Source organism: Xiashengella succiniciproducens (assembly GCF_023674465.1).
Classification (GTDB): domain Bacteria; phylum Bacteroidota; class Bacteroidia; order Bacteroidales; family Marinilabiliaceae; genus Geofilum; species Geofilum succiniciproducens.
Window position 1 is genome coordinate 134,727 of record NZ_CP098400.1, and the last position, 14,749, is coordinate 149,475.

At 44.5% G+C, this 14,749-nt stretch carries 11 protein-coding genes; 4 read left to right on the forward strand and 7 right to left on the reverse strand.

Going from position 1 to position 14,749, the window contains the following annotated elements:
• Nucleotides 1–22 precede the first annotated feature (22 nt).
• Entirely contained in the window at nucleotides 23–1,126 is a 1,104-nt protein-coding gene (locus tag M9189_RS00600) for a glycosyltransferase (protein WP_250723971.1), read from the forward strand.
• 11 nt (nucleotides 1,127–1,137) lie between these two features.
• A complete protein-coding gene (locus M9189_RS00605) occupies nucleotides 1,138–2,097 on the forward strand; it encodes an NAD-dependent epimerase/dehydratase family protein (protein WP_250723972.1) in 960 nt (319 codons plus the stop codon).
• A gap of 164 nt (nucleotides 2,098–2,261) precedes the next feature.
• On the opposite strand, the gene M9189_RS00610 is transcribed toward M9189_RS00605, so the two are convergent.
• From M9189_RS00610 to M9189_RS00625, 4 genes are read right to left on the reverse strand one after another with little or no spacing between them, the layout of a single operon-like run.
• Nucleotides 2,262–2,933 (reverse strand): glycosyltransferase family 10 domain-containing protein, encoded by a 672-nt coding sequence (locus M9189_RS00610; protein ID WP_250723973.1) that lies wholly within the window; start codon nucleotides 2,931–2,933, stop codon nucleotides 2,262–2,264.
• Between the two features lie 27 nt (nucleotides 2,934–2,960).
• Nucleotides 2,961–3,293, reverse strand: a complete 333-nt coding sequence (locus tag M9189_RS00615; RefSeq protein ID WP_250723974.1) for a hypothetical protein — start codon at nucleotides 3,291–3,293, stop codon at nucleotides 2,961–2,963.
• 23 nt (nucleotides 3,294–3,316) lie between these two features.
• Nucleotides 3,317–4,363, reverse strand: coding sequence for a hypothetical protein (locus M9189_RS00620; protein ID WP_250723975.1), 1,047 nt, complete (start codon nucleotides 4,361–4,363; stop codon nucleotides 3,317–3,319).
• 28 nt (nucleotides 4,364–4,391) lie between these two features.
• A complete protein-coding gene (locus M9189_RS00625; RefSeq protein ID WP_250723976.1) occupies nucleotides 4,392–5,222 on the reverse strand; it encodes a glycosyltransferase family 2 protein in 831 nt (276 codons plus the stop codon).
• Between the two features lie 160 nt (nucleotides 5,223–5,382).
• Here M9189_RS00625 and M9189_RS00630 point away from each other — a divergent pair, with 160 nt between their 5' ends.
• Nucleotides 5,383–7,218 carry an LTA synthase family protein gene (locus M9189_RS00630; protein WP_250723977.1) on the forward strand — a complete coding sequence of 612 codons (1,836 nt, stop codon included), beginning with the start codon at nucleotides 5,383–5,385 and terminating at the stop codon, nucleotides 7,216–7,218.
• A 10-nt stretch (nucleotides 7,219–7,228) separates the two neighbouring features.
• Nucleotides 7,229–8,482, forward strand: coding sequence for a peptidase U32 family protein (locus M9189_RS00635; RefSeq protein ID WP_250723978.1), 1,254 nt, complete (start codon nucleotides 7,229–7,231; stop codon nucleotides 8,480–8,482).
• Nucleotides 8,483–8,532: 50 nt separating this feature from the next.
• On the opposite strand, the gene M9189_RS00640 is transcribed toward M9189_RS00635, so the two are convergent.
• Genes M9189_RS00640 through porZ form a run of 3 tightly spaced genes read right to left on the reverse strand, consistent with a single transcriptional unit; the run spans nucleotide 8,533 to nucleotide 14,738 of the window.
• Entirely contained in the window at nucleotides 8,533–9,525 is a 993-nt protein-coding gene (locus tag M9189_RS00640; protein WP_250723979.1) for a Gfo/Idh/MocA family protein, read from the reverse strand.
• A gap of 24 nt (nucleotides 9,526–9,549) precedes the next feature.
• Nucleotides 9,550–12,267, reverse strand: a complete 2,718-nt coding sequence (locus tag M9189_RS00645) for a DUF3352 domain-containing protein (protein WP_250723980.1) — start codon at nucleotides 12,265–12,267, stop codon at nucleotides 9,550–9,552.
• A 32-nt stretch (nucleotides 12,268–12,299) separates the two neighbouring features.
• Nucleotides 12,300–14,738 carry a type IX secretion system anionic LPS delivery protein PorZ gene (gene porZ / locus M9189_RS00650; protein ID WP_250723981.1) on the reverse strand — a complete coding sequence of 813 codons (2,439 nt, stop codon included), beginning with the start codon at nucleotides 14,736–14,738 and terminating at the stop codon, nucleotides 12,300–12,302.
• Between the last annotated feature and the right edge of the window lie 11 nt (nucleotides 14,739–14,749).

The window sequence follows — 14,749 nt, forward strand, 5'->3', positions numbered from 1 at the left end:
CAAATACACACCTATTGTCTTGATGAATATTTTATTTCTTAATTCTCTTGGTCGTAAGAAATGGGGCGGGGGAGAGAAATGGATGCTTATGGCCGCCTCCGGACTTAGGGAGCGTGGGCATAAGGTTATTGTGGGGTGTGCAGACAAATCGAAAATATCGCAGAATGCAAGATCCTTGAATCTGCCTACACTTCCACTTTCGTTCAAGACTGACTTCGATTTTATCGGTTTCTTCAACTTACTTAGGGTGCTGTGGAAGAATCCAGTAGATGTGATTATATGCGGTCAAAATAAGGATACCAAGATTGCAGCAGTAGCCGCCCGTGTCTCAGGCGGCCCGGTCGTGTTAGCCCGTCACGGCTTGCAGCTCATTAGCAGGAAGCTCAAGTACAAATACATCTTTACAAAGATGATCGACGGGATAATTACCAATACCAGATCTATCAAGGAGGAGTATGATTCCTATTGCTGGTTCCGACCCGGATTTGTAAAGGTGATATACAACGGGTTTAATCCTCCAGCAGATGTAGATCCCTTTGATTTTAGGGCAAACTTTTGTTTACCTGAAGATGCTCTGGTGTTTTTCAGCGCAGGTCGACTGGCTTCGCAAAAGGGCTTTGATGTACTGATAAAGTCAGCCGCAAGGGGAGTAGCGGAAGGACATAACTGGTATTTTTTTATTGCCGGTAAAGGCAAGAAAGAGAAGGAGTTGAGGAGGCAGGTCAGAGCAGAAGGTCTTGACGACCGTTTCCACTTCATAGGTTTTGTTGACAAAGTGCTTCCCTATGTATTAGGAGCAGATGTCTTTGTTATGCCTTCATTCTATGAGGGGATGCCCAATGCGGTTATGGAAGCCATGGGTGTTGGCAAATGTTGTGTTGCCACAGCAGTCAATGGTAGTACTGAACTTATAGAGGATGGTGTTGATGGCATACTTGTTGAGGCCCGAAATCCTGATTCTCTCTATGATGGTTTGTTGAGAGCCGGCAGTGATAATGCCTTCAGGGATATGTTGGGCAGAACCGCCATGGAGAAGGTTAGAGCCTGCTTTTCTGAGAAGGCAATGCTTGATAATCTTGAGGATTGTCTTGTGGAGAGTATCAGAGAATCATTACAAAAAAGATAGGGTAAACAGTTATGAAAATATTAGTTACCGGCGCAGCTGGATTTATCGGCTTTCATCTGAGTAGGCAGTTGCTGGACAACGGGCATGAAGTAACCGGAGTAGATTCTATTAGTGGGTATTATTCAACCAGATTGAAACAGGACCGCGTTGAATTGCTGAATACATACAGGTTATTTAGTTTTTCAGTAATGGATATCTGTAACCGGTCCGATATAGATGCTTTGTTTGCCTCCGGTAATTTCGATATGGTAATACATCTGGCTGCCCAACCGGGAGTAAGGTATAGCATAGATGCTCCACATAAGTATATTGAGAGCAATATAGTTGGGTTCCTGAATGTGCTTGAGGCCAGTCGTCAGAACAAGGTCAGCCACTTCCTGTATGCTTCTTCAAGTTCGGTTTACGGCAATAGCCAAGATGGTCCTTTTGCCGAAAGTGCAGATACCGACCACCCCGAGTCGCTTTATGCCGCTACCAAAAAAGCCAATGAAGTGATGGCCCACAGCTATTCGCGACAGTTTGGTCTGCAAGTCATTGGTCTGCGTTTCTTTTCGGTGTACGGTCCCTGGGGACGACCCGATATGGCCTACTTTTCCTTCACACGTAAAATACTGGCGGGGGAATCCATTCCCGTCTTCAACCAGGGGCAGATGGTGCGTGACTTTACCTACATCGGAGACATTTGTCAAGGCATCAGTCAATTGATAAAGCGACTTCCCGACTTGCCGTCTTACCGGATATATAATTTGGGCAATAATCACCCGGTAAAGATAATGGACTTTATTGCGTCCTTAGAAAGTGCCCTTTCATGTCGTGCACAGATTGATTTACAACCGATGCAAACAGGGGATGTCACTTTTACCAATGCCGATATTTCCCTCGCTCAAAAGGACTTTGCTTACGCCCCAAAGACCTCCCTTCAAGACGGCCTCAGTCATTTTGTAGATTGGTACCACAGTTATTATAAGTAACTTTGAAGTAAGTGCTTTGGAAGATGGTGAGGCAGCTTAAATGGAGCAGCGAAGGGAACAAAAGCGGCCACCTCCAAATTTTTATGGAGGAGTTAAGCGATGCCAAAATGATGAGTATATGCAAATTGAACTGCGGTATTGAGAACTTGGCAGGTGAAACTTACTCAAATCCTGTTTTTTTTATTCAACCTTCTTACAGCGTTTCTGAGATTTAAATAGTTTCTTTCTATAAAATAGTGATAAAAATTGCGTCGATTGAGAACTGTGATGGCTGGTTTAAGGGAAACTGTTTCTTTAGGTTGTTCCGGGTTTAAGGTGTCACAGATCTTGGATATCATGTCAAACATGTTGTACTCTTCAAGAACTAAGTCTTTTGACTGAAGAAGTTCTTGTTGGGAGTTCTCAAACCGTTCATCTTTAATTATCTTATCAATGGTCTCAACAGCTTTATCGAAGTCGCCTATTTTAATTGTTTCAAAAGATTTTTCAGGAAAATAGTCATTTATATTTGTGCAGCCATAATAAATTGGGAAAGTTCCGGCAAGAAAGCAGTCTGATATTTTTTCAGTCCAGTAATACTTCGAAGATGAGTTTTCAAGTGCTATATGGTATTTATATGGTGCAAGAGTTTCCCACTTATCATTGAAATCATTAATGCCCCTCCCATAAACATCAAGTTTGGATCCATAATGAAGCTTCAACTTTCTAACAAATTCTATTCTTTCCTGGTGCCCACGGGTAAAGGCTTTGTTACTTGTAATAACAGAGATGAGTTTGGTTTTCTTTGGGGGAGCTGACTGCTTAAGATATTCGTAAGATATAGAATGCTTGGGCACCCCGTTTTGAGTAGTTACTCCTACCAGCTATGGGAGCGTGGCAGGCGTATAAACAACATTTTCGATATCTCGTATTTCCTCCTGACACGAGCAAATCAATCCAAACTGCTTAAGATATGCTTTTGGAAAAGATACTATCGAGACAGGCTCTGAAATCATTAATATAACATTTTGAGGAGCAACAAAGGAAGAGGTTTTTGATTTGATATATTTATTACGAACAATCCAAAAATCCGGGTCCTCAACTTCTTCATCGATAAAAAACTGATATTTACCACATTTAGATATTCCCTTTGAGCCGGGCGTTTGTGCTAAGAGCCCATCACTGATTTTACCTGTTGTAATCTTTACTTTATACATAATTTTAGGAAGAAAAACCACGATTATGGATGTGTTACAAAGCTGTAATAATTAGATCTATCCTGTTCAAAAACGGGAGCCGGGCTTTTTGAGGGCTTTCTGTTCGATTTCAGACTGTTGATTAACTCGGCCGATGTACTATAAAACAAAGCAGAATAATCAAATAGGTTGGTATTAAACATTTTATGACAGAGCATGGGTTTTGAATAAGTGGATGATTGGATAAATGTGCCCGAGGCTTTGTACTTTAAATACGCATCTGCTGAAGGTGTAGTAGGGTGAATTAGTGGAAGCAGGAAATCAAACGATTTCATATAGCATTGAAATTGTGAATCCGGCACAAAATTATTAAAAACAATAAATTTCTGTTCCAGTCCCTGTTCTGTTAATTTCTTAATAAAGGATGGACCTTCATGTTTAGACGCATTACCCAGTAGAATTATTTTAATATTTTCCGGGAATGAAGGGTCCGACGCCAATTCGAGCAAGAAATCATAATCCCGCCTTTTATACTCTATTGAACCGGGAACACCAATCCACACCTCCTTCTCAGGTTTTATTAATTCACAGTTGTTAAAAGAAGGCACATATGCACAATTAACATGAATAGAGCTTATCTTATTTTTCTGAGGGAAGTAAGCTTTCATATAACTTGCTAATACTAAATAGGATTTAACTCTTCTTGTTATTATCCTTTGCCCAAAACTAGAATTCAGTTTATTGGTATTATGAAGTATTCCGCTGAATTTTATCCTTTTAGGAAAGGGCAGCAATGAAAACTTTAACACCGAAGGTCCTTGAGCCGTGTTGAAAACTACATTATTGATTTTCGAATTCAGCAAGAAATACCAAATTCTAAGTAAGGACCCTGGTTTTTGCATATCGTAAGTCTTGATTGTAGCAAAGTTTTTTATCGTTTCATAGTTGATAGCATTTTGCTTATTGCATATTAGAATGGGGGTACAATTGCTTTTGTACAAGAAAAGCAGCTGAGAATAGATGAGCTCAGAATGAAAGGGATAGAATTCAATCAGGGCAACTTTAGCCTTTTGTTTTCTTGTGGTGCGCATTTTTCTTTCTGATTAGGGTAACGATACTTTAGTCTTTTTCTATGTGTTTATCGATTCCTTCTGCAGTCCAGAAAGTTTTGGTGTTGCGCACCTGATTCCGAATGGCACGGTTGCGCTCAATGGATTCCTTGGTTTTATAGGGGCGTCCGTGTTCCAGGTGAATACAAATTGCGGCGTAACGAATCTGGCGTGATCGCAGTCCATAGTTTTGCAGTCGCTCCCCCAGTTCCCGATCCTGACCGCCGTAATGCATGGTTTCATTGAAACCATTGATGGCCACAATGTCATGCTTCCATCCGGAGGAATTGTGTCCGTTCCAGGAGGCTTTGGTGGGCGTCAGGGCGTTCATCAGGGTGGTGTACCAGCGGCTTTTTACCAGTTTGGTGCTTTTGAAAGTTTTGGGAAGGCCGTTTTGATACAGCCACTTGAGTTCAAAGGCTTTTTGAGATTGAATGTGGCTGCGTTCAATGTGTTGGCTCAAATCAAGAGGAAGTCGTAAAGTGCCACCGGAAAGGAAGTAGCCCTGCTTACGCCTTTGAATATGTTGGGCAACAAAATCGGCACGGGGGATGCAATCTCCGTCGGTAAAAATAAGGTAGTCTGCTTTGGAGGCAACAATAGCTTTGTTGAGAATGGGGCATTTTTGGTAGCCCTCATCGGGGTGCCAAATGTGCTGGATACGTAAGTGGCTGTTTTCCAGGAAATTTTGCACCAGCTCGCGGGTCGCCTCCTGGGAGCCGTCGTCGGCAATCACAATCTCGAAGTTCTTGTGCGTCTGACATTCAAAGCCCCACAGCACTTTTTGCAACCATTGGGGCTGGTTGTAGGTGGTGAAAATTACAGATACAAAGTCTTCCATGGGGCTCATTGCGCTTGTTTTCAAATGTAAAGTTAAACAATATTTTTAAAAAGTCGCCGCTCCCTGCGTTTTGTTTCTGGTCCCGGTCGGTGAACCCGGACTCGTGTCATTCGCGTTCTTTTTTGTAATTTAGCAGCCTGTATCATTTATTGGTTTGTATATGATAAAATATTTAAAATATCTGCTTCAAACGGCCTTGTTCCTGCTCCTTTTTTTTGCCTTTTATCAGGTGCTGTTTTTGCTGTTTAACCGGAGTTACGCCGATGGAGCGCCATTTGCTGTTTTGGCCCGTTCGTTGTGGGTGGGCCTGCGGCTCAATCTTTCGATGAGCAGCTATGTTTTGCTGCTGTTGGGGGTTATACAAACCGTCGGCCTGCTGTCGACGGGTCGCTTCAGCTATAAGCTCAGCAAAGTCACCACCCTTTTTTTCGTGGTGGTTTTCAGTGGCATTTTGTTGGGCAACATCAATCTCTATGCCTATTGGGGGCGTTTGCTCGACGCGGAGGGCTTTGCTTTTTTAAAGACGCCCTGGGTCATCCTGGCCTCGGTGCGCTGGTATGAGAGTCTGGCCTTTTTGGGCCTGTGGTTGCTGCTCAGCTGGGCGGCAGCCAAAGGCTACTTTTGGCTGACCCGCAGTTCGACAGCCTCCGGCGTGTTGCGCTGGCCGGCACGGGGACTCGCGGCTTTCTTCACGCTCTTTACGGCGGCTTTTATGTTGTTGCCCATAAGGGGCGGACTGGGTGTGGCGCCGATCAATACCGGAGTGGCCTATTTTTCCTCCTACAATTTTGCCAATCACGCCGCCATCAATCCCCCCTGGAACCTGTTCTACAGTTTTAAGCGCATGGATGCCCGCACCAGGCATTATTCCTTTATGCAGGATGAGGAGGCATATGCCATTTATGATGATATCAAAAGGCATGGAGATGACAGGCTGAAGGTGCTAAATACCGACAAACCCAATGTGGTATTTATCCTGCTTGAGAGTTTTTCATCTCAGGTAGTGGGTATTCTGGGAGGAGAGGAAGTTACTCCCAATCTGGACCGTGTTGCCAGGGAAGGAATATTATTTGATAATATTTATGCGGCAAGTGACCGTTCAGACAAAGGCCTGGTAGCCACTATGGCCGGCTATCAGGTAGCTCCTGCTTATTCAATAATCCAGTATCCTCAGAAGTCGCAGTCTCTGGCCTTTATGCCACGTAAATTCAGGGAAGCGGGTTACAGAAATCTAACATATATCTATGGCGGGGATGCCGGTTTTAAGGGAATGAACTCCTTTGTTACCCTTGCCGGATTTGACAGGCAAATTGTAATGAGCGACTTCCCTGCTTCCATGAGGGGCGAGAAGTGGGGCGTCCATGATGAATATACCTTTGCCAGATTGGCTGATGAGATGGAGGCAGACAGTAAGACTGCTGAACCTTGGTTTAAGTATTATTTTACCCTCAGCAGTCATGAGCCCTTTGACGTTCCTATGGCACGGGTGCATGAGAACCCCTACCTGAACTCAATATTTTACACAGACTCTTGTCTGGGAGTCTTTATTGATGAGGTAAAGCGCAGGGGACTATGGGATAATACTCTGATTGTAATGATTGCTGATCATGGCACCCCGGGACCACTAAAGGCATCTTCGCAGATGAAGGAAAGGTATCAGATACCTATGCTATGGACTGGAGGTGCGCTTGCTGTAAGGGATACTGTGATTAGTAAGATAGGAAGCCAGAAGGATGTTGTTGCCACGCTGCTGGGGCAGCTTGGCATTGATGCCTCGGACTTTTACTTTAGCAAGGATCTGCTTTGTTCTGATACTGAAGAGTATGCCTTTTTCACCTACCCCGATGCCTTTGGTTATGTTACCCGGAATTCATATCAGGTATATGACAATACCGCAAGGCGATATGTGGTGCAGGAGGGTGAGATAAGTGAGACAGACAGCCTGAGGGCTAAGGCTACAATGCAGGTTGTATCTGCGGATCATTTGAAACGATAAGCTGACAAAGATGACAAGGAAGGATTTTGAAATAATGGCACCTGCAGGCTCTTTCGAGTCGCTGATGGCTGCCATTCAGGGAGGGGCTGATTCAGTATATTTTGGAGCAGGACGGCTGAATATGCGGTCCCGGTCCTCGGTTAATTTTTCACCTGAAGACCTGAAGACTATTGCTTCAATATGTCGTGACAAGGGACTTAACAGTTATCTGACGCTTAATATTGCCCTTTTCGACAATGAGCTTGACGAGATGCGTCATATGGTTGATGTGGCTGTGGAAAGCAATATTTCTGCGATTATTGCGAGTGATATAGCAGCAATTGAATATGCCCGTCGTCAGGGGATGGAGGTACACATCTCAACTCAGTGCAATATTTCAAATATTGAGGCGGTCAAGTTTTACAGCCATTTTGCCGATGTTGTGGTTCTGGCCCGTGAACTTAACATGGACCAGGTTAAGGCCATTTATGAGGCAATCATTAAGGATGATGTAAGAGGACCGTCAGGTGAACTGGTACGCATTGAGATGTTTGCCCATGGTGCACTATGTATGGCTGTATCGGGCAAATGCTATCTGAGTCTGCACCAGTTTAACTCCTCGGCCAACAGGGGGGCCTGTTTGCAATCATGTCGCCGGGGTTACATAGTCACAGAGAAGGAATCTGGCTATGAACTTGAAATAGACAATCAGTATATAATGTCACCCAAGGATCTTAAGACCGTTCACTTCCTCAACAGAATGATAGATGCTGGGGTTCGAGTATTTAAAATAGAGGGTAGAGCCAGGGGACCCGAATATGTCAAGACGGTATGCCGTGCCTATGATGAAGCTATCAAGGCCATACTTGAGGGCAGCTATAACGAGGAAAAGATAAAGACCTGGGACGAGAATCTCAGCACGGTCTTCAACAGGGGTTTCTGGGATGGCTACTATCTGGGTCAGAAACTTGGGGAATGGAGTCCAAACTACGGTTCGCTTGCCACCAAGAAGAAAGTCTATGTTGGTAAGGTTACCAACTACTTTCCAAAGCTTGGCGTAGGCGAATTTCTGCTTGAAGCACAAAACTTGTGTAAAGATGACGAGATCTTGATAATAGGTCCAACTACCGGTGTTGTTGAGATGAATGTTGAAGAACTCCGTTATGACCTGCAACCTGTAAGCGAAGTTGTAAAAGGTCAGGTCTTTTCAATGCCGGTTGCAGATAAAGTGAGACGTAATGACAAGCTGTACAAGCTTGTAGATGGTACAAAACTAAAGCAGTAGATCCCACGGGATCTACTGCTTTTTTTAGTATTTACCTTCTACACTAGTATTTACTTTACATCTTCCCAGCCATTGCTTTTAGCTGATCTGGCTAAGGCATCAAGTAACTTCATATTGGCTATTGCATCGCTCACTGGTATAGGCATTGGCTTCTTGTTTATCACTGCGTCTGTGAATTCAGAGAACATAATGCCATATGAGTCGGCCAGCGGGAAGCTGATATCACGTGTGCCCTGACCTGTGCTAATGGTCATAACTGCAGGTACATCATAATAGATGTTGAAAGGAATATAGATTACGATTGAACCTCCAGTGCAGAGAACCTGAACGCGTTGGAAGGGTTCTGAACGTGTTGATACGTTGAAGGTTGCCTGGAAGCTGCCGTAATCCACTACACCTGAAGCATTTATATCAGTACCATTGTTGCTGTCAAATTCCATTAGTGACACAACACGTCTGGGCTCCATTCCTGTGAGGAACCTGGGCACTGAGTTTGTATAACATCCGATATCAAGTAGACCACCACCACCATATTCGGCAACATTCCTGATGTTGGCCGGGTCAGGGTTGTTGTATGAGAAGATAGCGTGGATGTGGGTAACAGCACCTAATTGGTTGTACTTAATCATGTCCTTGGCGTGCCTCCAGATAGGATGGAATCTGTACATAAAGGCCTCCATCAGCGGTACTCCGGTTTTTTCAGAAACCATGGCCATCTTCTCAGCCTCTGCAGCATCCATTGCAATAGGCTTTTCGCAAAGCACCGGTTTTCCGGCCTCCAGAGCCTTTATAGTCCACTCAGCATGCAGATGGTTGGGTAGCGGATTATAAATTGCATCAACCTCAGGGTGTGCAATCAGCTCTTCATAGGAGCCTACTGCTACTGGGATTGAAAACTCTGACGCTGCTTCCTGAGCCTTTTTTATGTCGCGGGATGCTATGGCATATATCTCGCAGTTTTCCAGCTTACTCACCGGAAGGATTATCCTCTTAACAAAGTGGTTGGATACTCCCAGAACTCCGAATCTCAATTTCTTTTGCATAGTTCAATAGTTTGTATTAAAGTCCTATTCAACACGGTAATTGTACAAATAGTTGAAATCTCCTCCTGTAATCAGGTTAAACCTATAGGCAGAGGACTTAAGGAAGCCGATAGAGAAGCGGCTTACAGCCTTGAGCGGGAAGCCACGGTAGTGGCTTCCATCCCTGTTGATCAGGTGAATTCTGCCTCCTGTCTTTTCAACAACACCGAATTTAACATCAGTATTTGAGAATCTGTAGATATCTGCCATTGGGAAGATTTCATTTTCAAAGTCCACACGCATAGCCTCTTTCAGGTTTTTATCATACAGTATAAGGGACTTTTCAGTAGTGATGATGTATTCTGGGCTGGGAGAGTTCTCATTAATAAGGACAAAGTGATGGGGTGTAGTTGCTGACAGTAACGGCTTCAGGGAAGTATTGCCGGAAGGCAGTTCGATAACCGCCAGTTCCCCTCCTTGAGTTGTTGTAACCAGGCTTGGTTTGTCACCTGTGCGTCCTCTCATAAAGAAGGGAGAGTTACCGTTACGGGTAAAATTCTGTGAGGGTCTGGTCCTCTCATCTCCCCTGCGGTCGAGTATGTAATTACGATATTCGTCGCTAAAGACAATATAGTCTTTGCCCTGAGCACTAAAGTGCTGCAGGGTCTGGGTTACTGTACCCTCATATCTGGGTTGTGACCAGCCCGGATTTATATTGCCGGTTTTGTCATAGAGGTAGACCCTTTTGTCTTCTAAGGCAATAAAGATGCGGTATTCCTTATCGTTGTCGTAGTCGAAAACATTCAGTCCGTTGGTGGCCTTTGCCGGCAAAGAGACTGGGAAACGTGCTACATGGTTGCCGTTGCGGTCGAGGATGTATATTTTATCAGCAGTATTGAAAAGGTACTGTATCTTGTTATTCTTGTAATAGTCAATCTGGTAGAAATCGCTGAGAACGGGACCGTCAAGAGTCCGCTTCCATAATATCCGTCCCATGCTGTTGATGAGGTAGAGGTTGTTTTTCTTGTCCTGGACCAGAATCTCCTTCTCACCTGTATTATGATTGTCGACAAGAGCCGGCTTGGACACTATTGTTGAATCCAGCCTGCTTTGCCAGATAGTACGTGGCTCCTTGTCCCTGTGGGGTGTATAGTTGGCATATACCGAAGTATAGACCAAATTGGATGCTGAGGAAAACTGCAGACCGACAGCATAGAAATTGTTAAGTGCATTCCTCTGTTCGTTGGTCGGATTAAGCTGCTTACGATTTATATTATCTCCTGACAGGTTCAGGATATGAGCTATCTCACAGAAGATAAAGAAGTTTTCCCTGTATGAGAAGTTTTCAGCAAAAGTTGAATAATAGGGATGAGTTGAGAGGGTCTTATTAAGAATGTTGGAATAAAGAACCTGACTTATTGCCTCCTGCTGATCACCGAAGATTATGTAATTCCTGTAGAAAGCGAAATACCTGGCAGGAACTTCGGGAAACAGAGTGCTCCAGTATGCTTTAAAAATTGCTGTTTCAGGAGTGTTGTACATGGGGAAGCGGGTATCATCATCGAGACGTATCCATTCAACCGGTTCGGTACTCTGTCCGTTATTTCTCATCAGCTCTTCCATCATCTCAAGAGTTCTTGCCTCTCCAGTAGTCTTGAATACAAGAACAGGAAGATAGGAGTTGGCACTGCTACCTGAGAGATAGGCAAAAGCACCCTCCCCGTCTACAACAGAGAAGAACATCTCGTCGAAAGGACTCTTGTGTCGGGCTGTAAATTTTTCATTCAGTTCCTTAATCTTTGCATGTCTCTCAGTCTCGGCAATAAAGGTATTGAGATTGTCTCTGAAATGGCTGTTTGCCACCATTGAATAGCCGGCCATAAAGCGTGTTTCAGATGGAAGGATATTTATCAGTTCTGGCTTCTGGGCTTCAATCCCTTTAAAGATTGAGGCGAAGCTGCCTGACTTGTCATAGGTAAAACCGTTGAGATAGATAGCATCCTTGCGTACGTCCAGGTCCAGCTCAGAGCTGTTGGCAAAGCGCGAAAGGAGTGGTGTCTTAAACAGATCCTTCACATAGTCGTCAAGCCTTGAATAGTTGACAACCACAGTAGCCATGCTACCCGATGGTTTTTCTACAAGCAAGCGACTAAAATCAGGCAGGTGGGCGAGTGACTGTTTCTTATTAATTGCACTGATTGCCTGCTCGATTAACTCGGCAGATGGAGATACCAATACATAGCCGTTGTAAAGAGCCATGCGGGCATCCAGGGGCCAGCCTCCATCCTTGCTGACCTGAACGGTGAGGCCGCTTGCTGCCTTGATAATAGCTGACTTTCCCAGGTGCTCAAAGGCTCTTTTTAACTCGGTTATTTCAGACCTGCTTTTGAGAGCCGAACTGAAAAGCCATTCCCTGGTAATTGTTGAGTCGGTGTAAAAGGAAATAATAAAGGGTCTTTTTAGTATATCACTGACCGGTGAGGTGCTGAAGAAAGTCGATGAGTCAAGATCTGAGATTAGGGTTGTAAGTGACTTGAAGGTCTCAAAACGGTTGAGTTCCGTCTTGAATTCGGTCTCTGTCGCAAGAGCTTTTTTTAGTTCCTCGGGTTTGTTAACCTTAACCATGATTGCAGTACCCTGAGGTACTGCAAGAATTGGGGCTGTGTTTTCAAGCTGCTGATTCTTATGCAGATAAAGCACGGAAGCCACAATCACCGCACAAAGCAACACGATACCTGCAATTGTCAACTGTTTTCCCGGCATAAGTCACTTATATTTTGAATGTTAATAATCATTTATCTAACAACTGCTATTTTGGTCACACCTGACATAGAGCCGTCCTCGTTGGCTACAAAGATGAGATATATACCTGATTTGACTTCGTCGCCCCACAGGTTGCGTCCATCCCAATATGCCTGTCCTCCGACTGAGGTTGTTTCATAAACAATTCGTCCGGCTGCATCGCTGATCTTGACAGTACTTCCTGCAACGAGTCCGGTAATTGTAATCCTACCTCTGTATTCAGGCCTTACTGGATTAGGATATGCATATATGTTGGAATAGGTGGGGCTTCCCTTTGTGGCATTGCCGGTGAAGGAAATAAGACCCTCACCTGTAGCAAAGTAAACCTCTCCAGTATTTTCGTCTATAGTAATTGCATTGATATAATCGGATGGCAGAGGGGAATTGGTCGTATTGAAAGCTTCGATCTGCCTGGAGCCGTCAGCTGAAACCAGATAGACCCCTGAGCCTTCAGTGCCAATCCATTTTCTGTTGGCCGGATCCACTGTAATTGCTGTTATTACCTTGCCATCAAGCAGATAGTCTGCAGTTTGGGTTCCATCATTGCGGGCTATCTTGATCTTGGAAAAGACTGGCTTTTCTGTAGTAAAGATGCTTTGCGGCCTGTATTGCACGACCACTCCATTGTCCGTGCCTATCCAGATAAAACCGTTTTGATCTTCGGCAATTGCAGTAATCTTGTTGGATATCACCACGCCCTCCTCATCCCAAAGTTCTATATGTCCCTTATTGCGTGAATCTCTGTCATAAGCTACAGGGACTACACTGCGGTAATAATCGTCACGGTCATCTTTGGGAGTACCGTTATCATTCCATATAAACAGGCCTACAGTTGAAACCGGAATTCCTGATTCGCTCTGAGCTCCCTGTCTGACGACGGCCGACCACATATCCCCATTTGAAGCCTGCATAAAGTGGGTTAGTGTAAAGACATAGGCTATGGCACCGTATGAATAGCGCTTATAGCTGTCGTCAGTCTGGAAGTATGCCACCAGGCCGTTTGGTACCTGTGAGTTGGGCATCCACAGCACATTGTTTTTGTCAAAAGCAGTTGATGCGACCCTGACGTATCTTGTGGCATTGGCGAAAATATTCTGGAATCCATTGTCAGAGGTGAAATGATGCCTTACGACCTGAGGAGCATCACCTGAGGCATCAACCTCAAAGACTCCGCTGCCCCAGGAGGAAATAAAGACATTATCCGGATTTTTTGGGTTGGCAGTAATATGCAGAAGGTCAGTTGCTCCGGTAAGCAAAGGTGAGCTTGCCGTGTTAAGGATGCTCCAGCCCTTATTTCCTAGAACTGAAATAACAGGTGCTCGTTGAGCATTATTCCATGCGCTTGTTGTTGAGCCCGGTACTACCCAAAGTTTGTCACCGGCAAACCTGACATGGTGGGTCATATTGCTTGCAGGTCCTTCAGGCAAATAGCTGTTCCAGGTATTCAGTTCCTTGTTACACAGTATTGCAAGAGTATTGTGGGCAGCCCAGAGTATTCCGTCTCCAGATATCAGGGCATCTCTGTAAGCTGCAGACTGCTGAATCCCGGCTATGATGGGATTGCCATATGTTTCAAGTTGCGTCAGCGATGTATTGTAAATTCTTATACCTGCATTTGCGGTCACCAGTAGTTTTTCGTCATTACACCACAGCCTGTAAAAGCCTGCTATTGTTGCGATGTTCTGGGTTGTACCATCCGGCAGTATAAACTCGAGTATATTGGAGGCACCTCTGTTGCCCCTGGCTGCAACTATTCCTCCGGCAAATTTGCATAGGTCGCAGTATTCATTTGAAGTTGCTGAGATATGTTCCCAGGATTCATAGAGGTGGCGGGTAGGTGAATCAACAGCAACTCTCTTTAATCCTGCAGCAGTAGCTGCGTAAATATATTCGCTGTCGACTGCAAGGCGGTTGACCTTTAGGTCAGCTGCATCATTACCTATATAGTAAGTCGAACGTATCTCAAGTTTTTCCGGATCCAGTTCCAGAATTCCAAATCCAGTAGCCACCAGCACTATATCACCCAGAGGCAGAAAGTCTATTATTTTCTTATCCGAATCCAGTTGTTTGATCTTCAGTGTGTTGATATTGTCAGTCTTGCCATTTCTCAGGATGTCGATATTACCGTTTTCATATCCGACCAGTAAGGAATTATCGTATGGATTGTAAGCCAGTGCGCTGATGAAGTAGTCTGACAGACCGTTAATCTTAGTTAGGCTGCGTATTGAGTTATCTGCTTTTTCGACTATAAGCAGGCCAAGTCTGGTTGCTCCGGCTATTCTGTCGGGAGTTTCAGCAATACTGGTTACCTGGTTGTATGAATAATGAGTATTCCAGCCACTTGAGGCAGCAAATGCACTTTCCGCTATGTTGAGATAGCCCAACAATGCGCAAATCGTTGCGGCAAATAGCTTTGCTGAGTACTTCCTCATTACGTTCATAA

Excerpts from the sequence above, each read along its gene's own strand:
- M9189_RS00600 (WP_250723971.1), top strand. The coding sequence starts at position 23 with ATGAATATTTTATTTCTTAATTCTCTTGGTCGTAAGAAATGGGGCGGG.
- M9189_RS00605 (WP_250723972.1), top strand. The coding sequence starts at position 1,138 with ATGAAAATATTAGTTACCGGCGCAGCTGGATTTATCGGCTTTCATCTG.
- M9189_RS00615 (WP_250723974.1), bottom strand. The coding sequence starts at position 3,293 with ATGTATAAAGTAAAGATTACAACAGGTAAAATCAGTGATGGGCTCTTA.
- M9189_RS00620 (WP_250723975.1), bottom strand. The coding sequence starts at position 4,363 with ATGCGCACCACAAGAAAACAAAAGGCTAAAGTTGCCCTGATTGAATTC.
- M9189_RS00625 (WP_250723976.1), bottom strand. The coding sequence starts at position 5,222 with ATGGAAGACTTTGTATCTGTAATTTTCACCACCTACAACCAGCCCCAA.
- M9189_RS00630 (WP_250723977.1), top strand. The coding sequence starts at position 5,383 with ATGATAAAATATTTAAAATATCTGCTTCAAACGGCCTTGTTCCTGCTC.
- M9189_RS00635 (WP_250723978.1), top strand. The coding sequence starts at position 7,229 with ATGACAAGGAAGGATTTTGAAATAATGGCACCTGCAGGCTCTTTCGAG.
- M9189_RS00640 (WP_250723979.1), bottom strand. The coding sequence starts at position 9,525 with ATGCAAAAGAAATTGAGATTCGGAGTTCTGGGAGTATCCAACCACTTT.
- M9189_RS00645 (WP_250723980.1), bottom strand. The coding sequence starts at position 12,267 with ATGCCGGGAAAACAGTTGACAATTGCAGGTATCGTGTTGCTTTGTGCG.
- porZ (WP_250723981.1), bottom strand. The coding sequence starts at position 14,738 with ATGAGGAAGTACTCAGCAAAGCTATTTGCCGCAACGATTTGCGCATTG.